Here is a 15,159-nt window from a genome sequence, read left to right as displayed (position 1 = left end):
CGATCGTACGCCGCCTCCGGCGTCACCACCCGGCGGCGTGACCAGCGGAACCGGTCAGCGGCTCCACTGCCGCGCCAGGCGGGCGCCGAGCGCGCGCAGCCCCTCGGCCGGGCGGGCCATCGCCGCGTCCACTCCCCCGTGCTCCTCGCCGCCGAAGTGCTCCACGAGGCTGTGCGCCTCGGTGACACCGGCCGCTGCCGCCTCCCGCCGCCCGGTGCTCACCCGTCCCGCCAGCACCACGCAGGGCACGCCCCGGTCCCGGGCCGCCCCGGCCACACCGGCGACCACCTTGCCGCGCAGTGACTGGTGGTCGAACGAGCCCTCGCCGGTGATCACCAGGTCGGCGGCGTCGAGCGCGGCGTCCAGCCCCACCGCGCGGGTGACCAGGCCGATGCCGGATTCGCACCGGCCGCCGAGCGCCAGCACCGCCGCACCGAGGCCGCCTGCGGCGCCGCCGCCGGGCAGCGCGCCCAGCCCGGACGGGCAGCCGGGCAGGCGCTCGGTCAGCACCTCCGCCCAGCGGGTCAGCGCGGCGTCCAGCAGCAGCACGCCGGCCCGGTCGGCGCCCTTCTGCGGGCCGAAGACGCTGCTCGCGCCGTGCAGCCCGAGCAGCGGGTTGTCCACGTCGGTGGCGGCGACGAGCGTCGCGCCGCGTAGCCGGGGCTCCCCGTCGAGCGCGGCCACCTCGGCGAGCGCCGCGCCGCCGTACGGCAGGGCCCGGCCGGCGCCGTCCAGCGGCGTGACGCCCAGCGGGACGAGCATCCCGGCGCCCCCGTCGTTGGTGGCCGAGCCGCCCAGCCCCACCACCACCGTCCGCGCGCCCGCCTCGACCGCGGCGGCGACGAGCAGCCCCAGCCCGTACGAGGTGGTGGCCTTCGGGTCGCGTTCGGCGGCGGTGAGCAGGTGCAGTCCGCACGCCTGCGCGCTCTCCAGGTACGCCGTGCCGTCGTCGGTGAGCAGGATCTCACCGGCGGCCGGGCGGCCCAGCGGGTCGACCGTGGGCACCGGCACCCGGCGTCCGCCGAGCGCCCCGGCGAGCACGTCGACGAACCCCGGCCCGCCGTCGGCGAGCGGCCGGGCCAGCAGGTCGTCGCCGGGCGCGACGTCACGCCAGCCGTCGGCCACCGCGGCGGCCACGTCGGGGGCCGACAGCGTGCCGGCGAACTTGTCCGGACAGAGCAGCACGCGCATGCGCAGCAGTGTGGCAGGCCACATCGGGGACGGCTGCGCGGTGGTCGCACTGTGGGACCATGGGGGCGTGACTTCGACCTGGGTTGAGCCGTCCAACACCGCCACGGCGCTGCTGCTTCTCGGCCGCGGCAGCGACCCCGCCACCGAGCGTGGCGTGGAGTGTCCGGGTGATCTCCCCGCGCCGAGCGACCCCGACCTGGTGGCCCGTGCCGCCGCCGCGAAGGCCGCGCTCGGCACGAAGGTGTTCGTCCTGGGCCACCATTACCAGCGCGACGAGGTGATCCAGTTCGCCGACGTGACCGGCGACTCGTTCAAGCTGGCCCGGGAGGCGGCCGCCCGCCCGGACGCGGAGTACATCGTCTTCTGCGGCGTGCACTTCATGGCCGAGAGCGCGGACATCCTCACCTCGGACGCGCAGAAGGTGATCCTGCCCGACCTCGCCGCCGGCTGCTCGATGGCCGACATGGCGGTGCTGTCGCAGGTCGAGGCCGCGTGGGACACGCTCACCGATCTGGGCATCGCGGCGGAGACCGTGCCGGTGACGTACATGAACTCCTCGGCGGACATCAAGGGCTTCGTCGGCCGCAACGGCGGCGTGGTCTGCACCTCGTCGAACGCCAAGCGGGCCCTGGACTGGGCCTTCGAGCAGGGCCGCAAGGTACTGTTCCTGCCCGACCAGCACCTCGGCCGCAACACCGCGGTGCTGGAGATGGGCTTCTCGCTCGACGACTGCGTGCTCTACGACCCGCACAAGCCGAACGGCGGGCTGACCCCGGAGCAGCTGCGCGACGCGAAGATGATCCTGTGGCGGGGTCACTGCTCGGTGCACGGCCGTTTCACGCTCGACAGCGTCAACGACGTACGCGAGCGGGTGCCGGGCGTGAACGTGCTGGTGCACCCGGAGTGCCGCCACGAGGTGGTGAACGCCGCCGACCTGGTCGGCTCGACCGAGTTCATCATCAGGACCATCGAGGCGGCCCCGGCCGGCTCGGCGTGGGCGGTGGGCACCGAACTGAACCTGGTGCGCCGGCTCGCGCTGGCCCACCCGGACAAGCAGATCATGTTCCTCGACCGGGCGGTCTGCTACTGCTCGACGATGAACCGGATCGACCTGCCGCACCTGGTCTGGGCGCTGGAGGAGCTGGTCGCCGGGCGCGTGGTCAACCAGATCACCGTCGACCCGGAGACCGCCCGACACGCCCGGTCGGCGCTGGACCAGATGCTCGCCCTTCCGGGAGCCTGATCACCGTCGGTGACCCCGCTGGCACGGAAACGCACCGGACACCCCGGTTCGTGCCCTCGCTGGCGATGTGACCGATTCCATTCCCGTCACGGAGGGCTATGCTGCCGGGGCGACGACACACGCGGCCCGTTTTCCCATGACCGCGTTCCGGGTAGCGATGAACTTCGTGCACCCATCACTAGACACGGCAGCACCCAACGCGCTGGAGGTTGCGTTGACCGACGACGTCCTGGTCGTACACGGAGGCACTCCGCTTGAAGGGCGGATCCGCGTGCGCGGCGCGAAGAACCTGGTGTCCAAGGCGATGGTGGCCGCCCTGCTGGGCGACACACCGAGCCGGCTGTTCGACGTGCCGCGTATCCGTGACGTCGAGGTGGTCCGCGGTCTGCTCGGCCTGCACGGCGTGAAGGTCAGCGACGGCGTGGAGGAGGGCGAACTCGTCTTCGACCCCACGAACGTCGAGAGCGCCAGCACCGACCAGATCAACGTGCACGCCGGGTCCAGCCGCATCCCGATCCTGTTCTGCGGCCCGCTGCTGCACCGGCTCGGCCACGCCTTCATCCCCGACCTGGGCGGCTGCCACATCGGCCCGCGCCCGATCGACTTCCACCTCCAGGCGCTGCGCGAGTTCGGGGCCACCGTCGAGAAGACGCCGGAGGGCCTGCACCTGTCCGCGCCCAACGGGCTGCACGGCACGAAGTTCGCGCTGCCGTACCCGAGCGTGGGCGCCACCGAGCAGGTGCTGCTCACCGCGGTGATGGCCGAGGGCGTCACCGAACTGCGCAACGCGGCGGTCGAGCCGGAGATCATCGACCTCATCTGCGTGCTCCAGAAGATGGGCGCGATCATCAAGGTGCACACCGACCGGGTGATCGAGATCCAGGGCGTCAAGAAGCTGCACGGCTACACCCACCGGCCGATCCCGGACCGGATCGAGGCGGCCAGCTGGGCGGCGGCGGCGCTGGCGACCCGCGGTCACGTCGAGGTGCTGGGCGCCCAGCAGGCCGACATGATGACCTTCCTGAACATCTTCCGGTCGGTCGGCGGCGAGTACGAGGTCACCGACCTGCGTCCGCCGCGCGGCGGCAGCCCGGGCCAGGAGGGCGGCATCCGGTTCTGGCACCCGGGCGGTGAGCTGAACGCGGTGGCGCTGGAGACCGACGTGCACCCCGGTTTCATGACCGACTGGCAGCAGCCGCTGGTGGTCGCGCTCACCCAGGCCCGGGGCCTGTCGATCGTCCACGAGACGGTCTACGAGCAGCGGCTCGGCTACACCGAGGCGCTGAACACGATGGGCGCCAACATCCAGGTCTACCGGGACTGCCTCGGCGGCACCCCGTGCCGCTTCGGCCGGCGCAACTTCAAGCACTCCGCGGTGATCGCCGGGCCGAGCAAGCTGCACGCGGCCGACCTGGTCATCCCGGACCTGCGGGCCGGGTTCAGCCACCTGATCGCGGCGCTGGCCGCCGAGGGCACCTCCCGGGTGTACGGCGTGGACCTGATCAACCGCGGCTACGAGGACTTCGAGGCCAAGCTGGCCGACCTCGGCGCCCACGTCGAGCGTCCCTGACCGTCCCGTTCCGCGTCGCGACAGCGCCCCTGTCGCGGCGCCGCGACCGGAAGCGGCCGCGCCCGGTGCACCCGTGATGTGCACCGGACGCGGCCGGTTGGCTACCCTTGCCGCGTGCCGTCGCTGTTTCGCCGCAAGCCCGCCGACCTCGTCGAGGATTCCGTCACCACTGTGACGACCGACGAGGAGTCCGCCGCCCGCCCTCGGGGCTACACGCCCAGCAAGAAGGAACTCGGGCAGGTCACGCCGAAGCGTCCGGTCGCCGGTCGCCGGCCGACCGCGCCGGCGAAGCCGCTGACCAAGGAGGAGGCCCGCGCGCAGCGCCGCGCCGCCCGCGCCGAGGCCGCCGCCGAGTTCCGCCGCGAGGGCGGCCCGCGTGACCGGGGCCCCGAGCGGCTGCTGGCCCGCAACGTGGTCGACTCCCGCCGTACGATCGGCACCTGGTTCTTCGGCGGCGCGCTGATCGTGCTGTTCGGCTCCAACCAGGCCATGCCGCCGATCGTGCGGCTGCTGTCGAACGTGCTCTGGGGTGCGCTGGCGCTCGGCGTGCTGATCGACTCGATCCTGATCTCCCGGAAGATCAAGCGGCTGGTCCGCGAGCGCTTCCCCAAGAGCACCGAGAAGCTCGGCTCGCTCTACTTCTACGCGATCATGCGGTCGATCACGTTCCGCCGGATGCGCGCTCCCGCACCCCGGGTGAACATCGGCGACAAGGTCTGACCGGACCGGCCCCGAATCGGCCCCTCCCCGCCCCGGCGGTGAGGGGCCGTTCTCGTGCGAGGACCGGCCTCAGTCCACCCCGAGCAGGCGCAGCACCGCGGTGGTGGCCGCCGCCGCGACCACGACCAGCACGAACGGCGCCCGGCGCCAGGCGAGCAGCAGGCCGACGAGCACACCGGCGGGCCGGGCGTAGCCGGCGAAGCCGCCGGCCTCGGTGAGCGCCGCGGTGGCGGCGAGCGCGGCCAGCAACGTGGCAGCGCCGATCGGCAGCAGGTGACGGGACCACTCCGGCAGGTCCAGCCGGTCCCGCAGCAGCACCCCGGCGACGCGGAACCCGTAGGTGCCGGCGGCCAGCGCGAGGATCACGGCGATCAGCACGAGACCTCCCCGGCCCGCACACTCCGGCCGTCAGCCGCCTCGTCAGCGGTCCCGTCCGGCGCGGCATCCGGATCGGGCGACGCAGCCGTCACATCGGACGGCGCGGCGGGTAGCCGGCGGCGGGCCAGCAGCGGCAGGGCCAGCGCGGCGAGCGCGAGCAGCACCGGCAGCCCGGCCGGCAGCAGCGGGGTCGCCAGCACGGCGAGGCCGGCGCCGAGGAGCGCCACCCGGCGGGTCTCCCGGTCGCGCAGGCTGGGCAGCAGCAGTGCTGCCAGCCCGGCGGGGAACGCGGCGTCGAGTCCCAGCGTCGCCGGGTCGCCGGCCGCGCCGCCGGCGAGCACGCCGAGCGCGGTGCCGGCGTTCCAGGCCAGGAACAGCAGCACCCCGGCGAGCCAGAACGCCCGGCGCCGCTCCGGCCCGGCCGGGCGGGCCAGCGCGAACGCTGTGGCCTCGTCGGTCATCAGATGGCTGCCGAGCAGCCGATGCGCGCGCCGCGAACCGAGCGCACCACCGAGGGCCAGGCCGAACGGCAGGTGCCGGGCGTTGAGCAGCAGACCGGCGAGGACCGCCGCGAGCGGGCTGCCGGCCGCGACGAGCCCGACGGCCATGAACTGGGCGCCACCGGCGTAGACGACCGCCGACATGGCGAGCGTGGCCCAGACGGGCAGGCCGGCGGCCACCGCCACGGCGCCGAACGACGCGCCCACGGCGAGCATCGCCGCGCCGATGGCGGCGACGTCGCGGAGCACCCGGGCGTCGCCCGTTCGGTATGCCGTACGCATGTCCATTATCCTGAACGGAAGCACGCTGGTTCGTCAAACCGAACAAACCGACCGATGGAGCGAACATATGGCGATCGACCCCGCTCCCCCGCTCGCCACCATCGCCGCCGCGCTGCGCCGCGAGCGCGAACGCGCGGGCCTGTCGCTGACCGAGCTGGCCCGCCGCGCCGGGATCGCCAAGTCCACCCTGTCCCAGCTGGAGTCCGGGTCCGGCAACCCCAGCGTGGAGACGCTCTGGGCGCTCGGCGTGGCGCTGGACGTACCGTTCAGCCGCCTGGTCGAACCACCCACCGCCGCCGTCCGCGTGGTCCGGGCCGGGCAGGGGCCCCGGATCCGGTCCGAGCACGCCGACTTCTCGGCCACCCTGCTCGCGGCCGGGGCGCCGCACGCCCGGCGCGACGTCTACGTGATGGAGCTGGAACCCGGCGCGGTACGGCTCGCCGAGGCGCACACCCCGCGCAGCGTCGAGCACGTCGTGGTAGCCGCCGGGCGGATGCGGGTCGGCCCCGAGACCGACCTGGTCGAGCTGGAGCCGGGCGACTACGCCACCTTCCCCGGTGACACCCCGCACCGGTACGAGGCGCTGGCCCCCGGCACCTTCGCCGTACTCGTCATGGAGCACCCGTGACCGCGGACGGCGCGCGGTAGAGCCGGGTCACCACCTCCTCGATGTCCGGCTCCACGATCGAGATGTCCCGCAGCGTGGTCAGGCCGGCCAGCCCGGCCACCACCTCGGCGACGCTCGCCCGTTCCAGCGCGAAGACCAGCCGCCGCCCGTCCGCCTCCACCCGCTGCACCGGCGCGCCGGGCAGCACCGGCGGCTCGGGCAGCGCCGCGTCCAGCTCGGCGACCACCATGCGGCGCGAGCCGTACCGGCGGTGCAGCTCCGCGATCGACCCGTCGTGCACCACCCGCCCGTGGTCGATCACCACGAGCCGCCGGCACAGCCGCTCGATGTCGGCCAGGTCGTGCGTGGTCAGCACGAGCGTGGTGTCCCCGGCCCGGCCCAGCTCGGCCAGGAAGCCGCGCACCGCCTGCTTGCTCACCACGTCCAGGCCGATCGTCGGCTCGTCCAGGAACAGCACCTCCGGGCCGTGCAGCAGCGCCGCGGTCAGCTCGCCGCGCATCCGCTGACCCAGCGAGAGCTGCCGGACCGGCGTGTCCAGGAACCCGTCCAGGTCGAGCAGCTCCCGGCAGCGGGCCAGCCGGGACGCGTGCTCGCCGGCCGGCACCCGGTAGACGTGCCGCAACAGGTCGAACGAGTCCCGCAACGGCAGGTCCCACCAGAGCTGCGAGCGCTGCCCGAACACCACCCCGATGCGCAGCGCCAGCCGGGTCCGGTCGACCACCGGACGCAGCCCGCACACCCGGGCCCGCCCCGCCGACGGCGTCAGCACGCCGGTGAGCATCTTCAGCGTGGTCGACTTCCCGGCGCCGTTCGGGCCGATGTAGCCGAGCATCTCGCCGCGCTCCACCCGCAGGTCGACCCCGTCGACGGCGGTCACCGTCCGCTTCTCGCGCCGCAGCGGCCCGGCCTTCACCCGTACCGTGAACTCCTTGCGCAGCCCGTCCATCTCGATGACGCTCATGACCCCGTACTCCGGTAGTGACGGACCCCGACGCGCCAGGCCAGGGCAGCCAGCGCCGCGGCGACCACCGCGACGCCCGGCGCGGCCCACCCCGTCCAGGGCGGCAGGCCGAGCGGGTCGGCGCGGCCCAGCAGCGCCAGCGCCGGGTGGTAACTGACGAAGGCGAACCCCATCCCGTACGCGAACAGCGCGCGGAACCAGCCGCCGTACACCGTGATCGGGTACGAGGTGAAGTCGCGCCCGCCGTAGGTGACCGCGTTCGCCAGCTCGCCCGAGTCGACCCAGTAGAACGACACGGTCGCGGTCAGCACGAAGACCGAGCCGAAGAAGACCACGGCGGCCAGCGGGGCGACCACCGCCAGCGCGACCCGCCCCGGCGTCCAGTCGATGCCGGCCGAGACGAGCGCGAACAGCAGCACGGCGAGCCCGAACACGGCCCGGGACAGCTTGCGCAGCGGCAGGTCCATCAGCAGCAGCTGCGGCAGCGCACCGAGCGGGCGTACCAGCACCGCGTCGAAGAGGCCGGTGCGCACGTACCGGGGAAGCCGTTCGATGTTGCCGACCAGCAGGTCGGCGGTGGCGAAGCCGCACGACGACAGGCCGACCACGACGAGCGTCTCGCGCAGCGTGAAGCCGCCCAGCTCCCGCGTCACGCCGAAGATCACCAGGACGGTGACCACGTCGAACACGGTGGCGCCCACGTTGCCGACCAGGTCCACCACGAACGACGTGCGGTACGCCGCCTGCGAGCGCGCCTGCGCACCGAGCAGCGCCCGGTACGCGCGTAGTTCACCCACCTCAGCCACCCTGGGGGCGCTCGCGCGCTCAGCCACCCTGGACCACCAGGCGGCGCTCGGCGCGACGCTGCACCAGCCGGCACAGCGCCAGCAGCAGCACCGCCCAGCCGGCCTGCACCGCGACCAGGGTGAGACCGGTGGCCATCGGCTCCCGCTCGACGAGCACGTCCAGCGGCACCTGGAGGATGCTGGGGAACGGGGTGGCGTACCGCAGGACGGTCTCCAGCGGGCCGGGCAGGAAACCGAGCGGGAAGTAGAGCCCGGCCAGCACGCCGGAGCCGAGCGTCCACAGGATCATCGGGCCCCGCACGTCCTGCAACCAGTACGCGGTGGCGTTGACCAGGTAGCGGCAGCCGAAGCAGACCACCACCGCGAGCAGCGCGGAGAGCAGGAACAGCGGCACCGTGGCCCAGTGCCGGGGCACGTACACCGCGAAGAAGAACGGCCCGACCACCAGCGGCGGCACCAGCCGGGCCAGCGACGCGAACCCGGCCCGGCCCAGGTCGGTGGCGAGGTAGCTGGTCACCGGATGCACCGGCCGCAGCAGGTCGGCGGCCACCTCGCCGGTACGGATCCGGTCGGCCAGATCGGTCCAGCCCCAGATGGCGATGACCGCCAGCAGCCCCTGGCCGGCCCAGACGAACGTGGCGAGCTGCGCCCTGTCGTAGCCGGCCACGGTGCCCGCCGCACCCGTCGCCGCGAGGAAGATGTAGCAGCGCAGGAAGCCGAACACGGTGTTGGTGCACAACCCCGCCACGGCGGCCTGCCGGTAGGTCGCGTGCCGCCGGAACCCGGCCGCCGCGATCGCGCCGAATGTCCGAAACCATGGGGTAACGTGTGCGCCGGTGGGTGGTGCCACAGTGGCGGTGACCGAGCCCACGCCGTTACCCTCCTTCCGCAGCCACGACGTGCTGGACCGGGCGACTGTACCGGCACGTCCGGCGCCCCAGCGCGAGAATTTCCAATGAGGTGACACCGCCGTGAGCGAGCGACGCGAGCCGGCCCCGGGGCCGTCCCGCGCGAGCGGCCGGAGGGGTTGCCGATGAGTGGCTGGGGCAGCTGGCGCGAGCCGGCCGAACCGGCCTGGGCCGCCGAGCCAACCCACGAGTGGCAGCCGCAGTTCCCCGGGCAGCGCTACCCGGGTGACATCGGCATCGAGAACCTGACGCCGCGTCCGCGCCCCGTTGTCGGCCGCGCCGAGGTACGGCCGGTCAGCCCCGCGCCGGACGAGGACACGTACCCGGTGAGCCCCGCCGGTTTCCGGCCCCCCGGGCACGAGGGCGGATGCCCGGCGGGTCCGGCCGGCCCACGCGACGCCTACCCGGTCAGCCCGGCCGGCGGTCATCCGGTCAGCCCGGCCGGCCCGCGCGGCGGTGAGACCGTCAGTCCGGCCGGCCCGCACGGCACATACCCGGTCAGCCCGGCCGGTCCGCACGGCGCATACCCGGTCAGCCCGGCGGTCCCGCGCGTTGGGTACCCGATCAGTCCCGCGGCCCCGCCCGGGGTGCACCCGACCAGCCCCGCCGGGCCACGCGGCGGGCACTCGAACACGCCAGCGCCACGCGGCGTGCATCCGGGCGGACCGGCAGGGCCGCGCGGCGGGCACTCCGACGGGCCGGCAGGACCACGCGGCACGTACCTGGACGGGCCGGCCGCCTCGCGCGGGGCGTACCCGATCGGTTCCGCCAGTTCCGGCGGACAGCGCCCCGCGGGGCCGGACGAGCGGCGCGGGCATCCCGACGGCCCCGGCGCGGACGGCCGTCGGCCCCACCGCCCCGGTCCGCCTCCGGAGCGGCTCGACCAACGCTGGGTACGCCCCGACGGCCCACCGCGCCAGGCCGTCCAACCGGGCTGGATGCCGGAGCCGAACGAGACCCCGCACCCCGCTCCGCGCAGGCACGCCCCGGCCGACGGTCGTCCGGCGGCTTCCGGTGAACGATGGGGCACGCCACCCGACGCTCGCCAGGACCACTCCCCCGGCGGACGCCGCGAACCCCTGCCCGATGGTCGTCGCGGCCCCTTCGTGGAGCCGTCACCGGACGATCCGGCCCGTGGTCGGCGCGGTCCCGGCGTCGACGGGCGTGACCAGGCCGTGCCGCCGTCGGAGCGGAGCACTGCCGGCCGGGGCGAGCCGGGCCGACGTGAGCCAGGCCGGGCCGAGCCCGGCCGCGACGGTCGGCGCGAACCAGGCTGGAGCGAGCCGGGCCACGACGGCCGGCGTGAACCCGGTCGGGCCGGTTCGGGCCACGACGGCCGGCGTGAGCCCGGGCGTGACAGCTGGCGCGAGCCCGGCCCACGTCCCCCGGCGGACCGGCGCGACCCGGCCGGTGGCCGGTGGGACGATCGTGCGCCGGGCCGCGAGGCCGCCGCGTACCCCGAGACCCAGCGCCGGGCACCCGAGAACGGGCGGCCCGCGCAGCAGGGCGAACCCGGCCGGTACGGCGCGCAGGGGCACCGTCCGGCTGACCCGCAAGCCTCCGCCCCCGTGCGGCCGGGCGCCGACCAGCGTTGGCAGCGCCCGCCGGCCGATCGTCCCCGCCCGCACCAGGGCGAGTGGCCCGTCATCGAGCCCCGCCCCCGGCCGGAACCCGACGCGTACCGGCCGGACGACCGGCACCGCCCACCCGTGGACCGGCCGATGCCGCCCCGGCACCCGATGCCGCCCCCCGACGGTCCACGCCCCGACGCGCGCCGTCCCGAGCAGGACGGTCCCGTCCGTCCGGACCCACGCGACGCTCGGCCCGCCGGTCCGGGCGCGCAGCCCGACGGCACCGGTCCGCGTCCCCACGCCACCCGGCCGCCCATCGCCCCGACGCGCCCCGACGCCGCCCCGTCGCGCCCGGAAGCCGCCCCGACGCGCCCCGACGCCGCCCTGTCGCGCCCGGAAGCCGGTCGAGCGCAGCCGGAGCAGGACCGTCGCCGGCCGGACGAGGTCGCCGCGCGTTCCGACGATTCCCGGACGGCGCGGCCGGACGAGCGCCGGACGCCGCCGGACGCACCGGGGACGACGCGGCCTGGGCGATGGCCCGATGCTCATCCGGTCCGAGGCGCCGAGGGCAGGAGCACGGCCGGGTCGGCCGGGCACCCGCGCCCCGACGACCGTCCCCGCCCTGCCCCGGCGGTGCCGGATCCGCTGTCGACACCGCGCACGCCCGCGCACTCCGGTGACGGCTCGCCGTCGACCGGCCAGGCCCCGCTGCGGCCCGTGCCACCAGCTGGTACGGACGAGCAGCACCGGATGCCGGCGCCGGGTCGGTACGAGGCGACCCGTCCGCCGGTGACCGAGCCCGGCCGACGCGTCGCCGACGGCGGTTCCGCACCGGCCGTTCCCGTCCGAGACGAGCCCGGTGCGCCCGCCTCGGGTGCGCCCGCCTCGGGTGCGCCCGTTTCCGGCGCACCGGTCTCCGGCGGGGTCACTCCCCCTGCGCCGGCTGTCGGCACGCCCAGAGGCGATGCGCAGGCTCCGACCGGCACGGGACGAGCGGAGCCCGTCCACCCCACGCCGCCGCATGGGCGGACCGAGGAACGTCAAGAGCCTCCTTCGGCCGGTCCCGTCCAGCCGACCGAGGCCGCGCCGGCTCGTCCCGCACCGCCCACCTATCCGGGCCCTGCCCCGGCCCGGCCGACCACGCCACCACCGGTCGTCCCGGCGATGGGCCCTGCCGCCCCGGAAGCACAGGCGGCTCGGCCCACGACAGGCACGGGCAGCCGACCCGCTCCGCACACGGACGCCAACCGTCTCGAAGCCGACGCCGGAGCGACCTCCGGAGTAGGCATCCGACCCGCGCCGGGCACGGATACGGGCACGAGCACGGGCACGGGCACGGGCACGGGCACGGGCACGGGCACGGGCACCAACGGTCCCGGATCCGGCGCGTACTCCGGAGCGACGCCCGGCACGAGCACCCGTGCGGTCTCGGGCGCGGACGCCGATCGCCCCGTAGCCGACCCGCGTCCCCGGACCACGCCCGGCACCCCGATCACGCCGAGCACGGACGCCGACCGTCCGGTGGTCGACGCGCACGCCGGGACGACGTCCCGGACCGCCGCCCACGCCACGCCGACCACCGGCCGGCAGGCCGATGCGGACGTCCCAGCAGAGGAGGGCGGCCGGGGAGCCGACGCAGGCATACGGCCCGAGTCCCGCTCGGACGGAAGCCGGCCCGATGCCGGAGTGGACGTCCAAGCTGTGTCCGGGGCGAACATCGTCCGTCCGGAAGCCGACACGGACACCCGGCCCACACAGGGCACGGAACGCCTCGGAGCCGGCACTCCCTCTGACCGGAGCGACAAGCCGTCGGAGAACGGCCGACCGGCGGAGACGACGCCTCCACCGTCCCCCGGCGCCGAGGCGTGGTTCCGCCCGAACCAGCCCGCGGAAGCCCCGAAACCGCCGGAGATCTTGGACGATTTCGGCCCCTCTGGGGGCCCTTTCGTACCAAGATCTCTACTCGGCCAGGACTCGATCGCACCGTCGGGTGGCGAGCGCAGTGGGGTGCCGTCCGTCGAGACGTCGACGGCATCCCTCGGCGCGCCAACGCTGGGCACGCACCCGACCGTTGACGACGGGTCTCCAGCGGCGGCGGAGGCTCCGGAAGCGGCGGCGAAGGGGCCGGAAGCCGCAACGACCGCAGTGGAGACGAACGCAGCGGACGCGAGGAAGGCGCCGGAACTCGATGCCGCGGTGCCGCCAGGCGCTGCCGTGCTCGCCGTGCCCGGTGCGAGCGGCGGTCCAGCACCGGCGTCCACTGCCGATGCGAACGCACCCGCATCCACCAGCACCAGCGAACCCGCGGGCACCCTCGACGCACCGCCGGCACCCGAACTGACGCAGGCACCCGCACCTGAACCGGCGCCGGCACCTGCACCCGCACCGGCACCGGCACCGGCACCGGCACCGGCACCTATCGTCACCGCCTCCGCCGTGGACGCGTCGACCGTCGGCGCATCGGTCGATGCCGCAACGACCACCGGCGCACCGGCCGTACCCGTGCACGCGCCGATCACCCCGCCGCCGGCCGAGCCGACGACGGCGGACACCAGCGTTCCCGTACCCGACGGTCCGCGCGCCGAGCCCGAGCCGCACGGCGCGATGGCTGCCGCACCCGAGCGGCTCAGCCCTGCGCCGGAGCGCACTCCGAACGATGTCGCCGCCTCCGGCACCACCGAGACCCGGCAGGACGACGCGGCACCGGAGAGCACTGCCGACGAGACGACGCGCGAGACCATCGCCGACGGCTCAGCCCAGGGACCAGCGGCGGCCGACGGCACCGGCCACTCCGCGCCCACACCGTCCACCTCGGAGCCGGTCGACACGGCCGCTGATACGGACGCCACCGTTGCCGCACCCGCGCAACAGGCGCAGGCCGACGACGCCGAACCGACCCCGACAAGCACCGAGCACGACGCCGACCACGCCGGCGGTGCCGAGCACACCGAGCACGCCGACGCCGACGACGCGCAGGATCGGCGTACCCCCGAAGAAGCCGGAACCGACGACGGCGCCGGACCTGCGGCTGACGCCGAGCCGCCGCCTCCTGTCGACCCGGAGCAGGCCCTCGCCGCGGTCGGCTGGGAGCTGGATCCGCTGACGCTGCGCGAGCAGGCCCCCGACCCGGCCCAGTTGCGGGTCATCCGGGACGGGCTCACCGGCAAGCTCGACACCACGCTCGACAACCGCAGCCGGGCCCGGCTGCTCAGCCTGCGCGCGGTGGCGTCCCGGGTCCTCGGTGACCTGGACGACGCGCTCGGGGACGCGCGGCTGGCCGTCACGTACGCGGAGGCCACCGGCGAGTTCCGGCGGACCGCGCTGGCCCGCGCGCGTCTCGCCGAGGCGCTGCGGTGGCGGGGTGAACACGCGGAGGCGGACCGGCTCTTCGCGGAGGCGAACTCGCCGGAGCTGCCGGACCGGCTGCGTGCGCTGCTGCACGAGCACGCCGGGCGGTGCTGCTACGACCAGGGCCGGCTGACCGAGGCGTGCCTGCACTTCGAGCGGGCGCTGGACCTGCGTCACGGCGAGGACGCGCAGCTCAACGCCCGGGTCGAGGTCGCGCTGGACGCGGTCGCGGAGCGGGCCGCCGCCGACGGCTTCGGGCCCGCGCCGCGCCGGTCCGAGGAGGTGCTCGGCACGCCGCGTCCGCCGGTGGCGACGTTCGACGAGGAGCAAGAGCTCTGGGGGTACGCGGACGCCGACGGCGAGATGGTCATCGCGCACCGGTACGCCGAGGCGCAGCCGTTCCACGAGGGAATGGCCTGGGTACGCCGGCCGGAGGCGTCCCGGTGGGCGCTCATCGACACGTCCGGCGCGGCGCTGATCGAGGCGAACAACGGCTACCGGGCGGTGGTGCCCTTCTCGGAAGGGCTGTCCTGGGTGTCGATGGACGGCAAGGGCCGGTGGATGGCCGTCGACCGGATGAACATCGTGAAGATCCCGCCCGGGTACGAGGAGGCCAGGCCGTTCCGCAGCGGCCTGGCGGCGGTACGGCAGAACGGCGGCTGGGGTGCGGTGGACCTGACCGGCGAGGTGGTGGTGCCGACCCGCTACCACCGTCTCGGCACGCCGCTCGCGGACGGTCGCGAGGTCGACGGGTTCACCGCCGACGGACTGGCGGTGGTCGAGCTGGCCGGCCGCCGGGGCGTGGTGGACCGGGCCGGCCGGGTGGTGGTGCCACCGGCGTACCCGACGGTGGTGGTGCATCCGGTGGCGTTCCTGGTCGCCACCGAGTCGGGCCGGTGGGGCGCGCTGGACCGGCGCGGCGAGCCGCTCATCGACCCGGTGCATCCGGGGCGCGCGGCGGTGGTCGCGGAGATCGACCGGCTGCTCGCCGACGCCAGCCCGGTGCTCTGACCCGCGCCCGGCACGCCACCTTGCGCGGCGGCGACCCGGCCC

The 15,159-nt window shown here is 75.2% G+C and carries 12 protein-coding genes; 5 read left to right on the top strand and 7 right to left on the bottom strand.

The genetic code is table 11. The features are described 5' to 3' along the window. Window positions 1-54 precede the first annotated feature (54 nt). Window positions 55-1,215: a glycerate kinase gene (locus tag ML5_RS18555; RefSeq protein WP_013475722.1), complete on the bottom strand. Its 1,161-nt coding sequence runs from the start codon at window positions 1,213-1,215 to the stop codon at window positions 55-57. 43 nt (window positions 1,216-1,258) lie between these two features. Here ML5_RS18555 and nadA point away from each other — a divergent pair, with 43 nt between their 5' ends. From nadA to ML5_RS18540, 3 genes are all read left to right on the top strand, one after another. Next, complete coding sequence (nadA, locus tag ML5_RS18550; RefSeq protein ID WP_030273033.1) at window positions 1,259-2,434, top strand: quinolinate synthase NadA; 1,176 nt, start codon at window positions 1,259-1,261, stop codon at window positions 2,432-2,434. Window positions 2,435-2,648: 214 nt separating this feature from the next. Next, complete coding sequence (gene murA, locus ML5_RS18545) at window positions 2,649-4,004, top strand: UDP-N-acetylglucosamine 1-carboxyvinyltransferase (RefSeq protein WP_030273035.1); 1,356 nt, start codon at window positions 2,649-2,651, stop codon at window positions 4,002-4,004. Window positions 4,005-4,118: 114 nt separating this feature from the next. Beyond that, the gene (locus ML5_RS18540) at window positions 4,119-4,724 is read left to right on the top strand and encodes a DUF3043 domain-containing protein (protein WP_013287709.1); all 606 of its coding nucleotides are present in this window, start codon (window positions 4,119-4,121) and stop codon (window positions 4,722-4,724) included. Between the two features lie 69 nt (window positions 4,725-4,793). On the opposite strand, the gene ML5_RS18535 is transcribed toward ML5_RS18540, so the two are convergent. Beyond that, on the bottom strand, window positions 4,794-5,102 hold the full coding sequence (locus ML5_RS18535) for an AzlD domain-containing protein (protein WP_013475721.1): 309 nt from the start codon (window positions 5,100-5,102) through the stop codon (window positions 4,794-4,796). Beyond that, the gene (locus tag ML5_RS18530) at window positions 5,096-5,884 is read right to left on the bottom strand and encodes an AzlC family ABC transporter permease (protein ID WP_013475720.1); all 789 of its coding nucleotides are present in this window, start codon (window positions 5,882-5,884) and stop codon (window positions 5,096-5,098) included. Before ML5_RS18530 ends, ML5_RS18535 begins: the two co-directional genes overlap by 7 nt. 67 nt (window positions 5,885-5,951) lie before the next feature. Here ML5_RS18530 and ML5_RS18525 point away from each other — a divergent pair, with 67 nt between their 5' ends. Next, a complete protein-coding gene (locus ML5_RS18525; RefSeq protein WP_013287712.1) occupies window positions 5,952-6,512 on the top strand; it encodes a helix-turn-helix domain-containing protein in 561 nt (186 codons plus the stop codon). On the opposite strand, the gene ML5_RS18520 is transcribed toward ML5_RS18525, so the two are convergent. The 4 genes from ML5_RS18520 to ML5_RS32045 all read right to left on the bottom strand — a co-directional run bounded on the left by ML5_RS18520 (window position 6,496) and on the right by ML5_RS32045 (window position 10,743). Further along, window positions 6,496-7,473 carry an ATP-binding cassette domain-containing protein gene (locus tag ML5_RS18520; protein ID WP_013475719.1) on the bottom strand — a complete coding sequence of 326 codons (978 nt, stop codon included), beginning with the start codon at window positions 7,471-7,473 and terminating at the stop codon, window positions 6,496-6,498. The genes ML5_RS18525 and ML5_RS18520 overlap by 17 nt on opposite strands. Then, window positions 7,470-8,270: an ABC transporter permease gene (locus ML5_RS18515; protein WP_041784219.1), complete on the bottom strand. Its 801-nt coding sequence runs from the start codon at window positions 8,268-8,270 to the stop codon at window positions 7,470-7,472. Before ML5_RS18515 ends, ML5_RS18520 begins: the two co-directional genes overlap by 4 nt. A gap of 28 nt (window positions 8,271-8,298) precedes the next feature. Further along, window positions 8,299-9,150 (bottom strand): ABC-2 family transporter protein, encoded by an 852-nt coding sequence (locus ML5_RS18510; RefSeq protein ID WP_013287715.1) that lies wholly within the window; start codon window positions 9,148-9,150, stop codon window positions 8,299-8,301. A 1,152-nt stretch (window positions 9,151-10,302) separates the two neighbouring features. Next, window positions 10,303-10,743 (bottom strand): hypothetical protein, encoded by a 441-nt coding sequence (locus ML5_RS32045; RefSeq protein ID WP_143766943.1) that lies wholly within the window; start codon window positions 10,741-10,743, stop codon window positions 10,303-10,305. 2,451 nt (window positions 10,744-13,194) lie between these two features. Here ML5_RS32045 and ML5_RS18500 point away from each other — a divergent pair. Beyond that, on the top strand, window positions 13,195-15,117 hold the full coding sequence (locus tag ML5_RS18500; protein WP_236619446.1) for a WG repeat-containing protein: 1,923 nt from the start codon (window positions 13,195-13,197) through the stop codon (window positions 15,115-15,117). Window positions 15,118-15,159 lie beyond the last annotated feature (42 nt).

Source organism: Micromonospora sp. L5, assembly GCF_000177655.2.
In the GTDB taxonomy this organism is placed as follows: Bacteria; Actinomycetota; Actinomycetes; order Mycobacteriales; family Micromonosporaceae; genus Micromonospora; species Micromonospora aurantiaca.
This window is presented reverse-complemented; position numbering and strand designations above follow the sequence as displayed.

Excerpts from the sequence above, each read along its gene's own strand:
- ML5_RS18555 (WP_013475722.1), bottom strand. The coding sequence starts at position 1,215 with ATGTGGCCTGCCACACTGCTGCGCATGCGCGTGCTGCTCTGTCCGGAC.
- ML5_RS18530 (WP_013475720.1), bottom strand. The coding sequence starts at position 5,884 with ATGCGTACGGCATACCGAACGGGCGACGCCCGGGTGCTCCGCGACGTC.
- ML5_RS18520 (WP_013475719.1), bottom strand. The coding sequence starts at position 7,473 with ATGAGCGTCATCGAGATGGACGGGCTGCGCAAGGAGTTCACGGTACGG.
- ML5_RS18525 (WP_013287712.1), top strand. The coding sequence starts at position 5,952 with ATGGCGATCGACCCCGCTCCCCCGCTCGCCACCATCGCCGCCGCGCTG.